General features: G+C 61.8%; 1 protein-coding gene. It reads left to right on the forward strand.

What is annotated here, in order from left to right:
• Positions 1–916, forward strand: a 916-nt coding sequence (intI1, locus tag ACJHYR_RS27890) for a class 1 integron integrase IntI1 (protein WP_129950480.1), incomplete at both ends; no start/stop codon positions are given.

The following is a 916-nucleotide window of genomic DNA, read 5'->3' on the forward strand; positions in this document are numbered from 1 at the left end:
TTACGAACCGAACAGGCTTATGTCCACTGGGTTCGTGCCTTCATCCGTTTCCACGGTGTGCGTCACCCGGCAACCTTGGGCAGCAGCGAAGTCGAGGCATTTCTGTCCTGGCTGGCGAACGAGCGCAAGGTTTCGGTCTCCACGCATCGTCAGGCATTGGCGGCCTTGCTGTTCTTCTACGGCAAGGTGCTGTGCACGGATCTGCCCTGGCTTCAGGAGATCGGAAGACCTCGGCCGTCGCGGCGCTTGCCGGTGGTGCTGACCCCGGATGAAGTGGTTCGCATCCTCGGTTTTCTGGAAGGCGAGCATCGTTTGTTCGCCCAGCTTCTGTATGGAACGGGCATGCGGATCAGTGAGGGTTTGCAACTGCGGGTCAAGGATCTGGATTTCGATCACGGCACGATCATCGTGCGGGAGGGCAAGGGCTCCAAGGATCGGGCCTTGATGTTACCCGAGAGCTTGGCACCCAGCCTGCGCGAGCAGCTGTCGCGTGCACGGGCATGGTGGCTGAAGGACCAGGCCGAGGGCCGCAGCGGCGTTGCGCTTCCCGACGCCCTTGAGCGGAAGTATCCGCGCGCCGGGCATTCCTGGCCGTGGTTCTGGGTTTTTGCGCAGCACACGCATTCGACCGATCCACGGAGCGGTGTCGTGCGTCGCCATCACATGTATGACCAGACCTTTCAGCGCGCCTTCAAACGTGCCGTAGAACAAGCAGGCATCACGAAGCCCGCCACACCGCACACCCTCCGCCACTCGTTCGCGACGGCCTTGCTCCGCAGCGGTTACGACATTCGAACCGTGCAGGATCTGCTCGGCCATTCCGACGTCTCTACGACGATGATTTACACGCATGTGCTGAAAGTTGGCGGTGCCGGAGTGCGCTCACCGCTTGATGCGCTGCCGCCCCTCACTAGTG

The organism is Escherichia sp. WS1450, assembly GCF_046487395.1.
GTDB classification, from domain to species: domain Bacteria; phylum Pseudomonadota; class Gammaproteobacteria; order Enterobacterales; family Enterobacteriaceae; genus Escherichia; species Escherichia coli.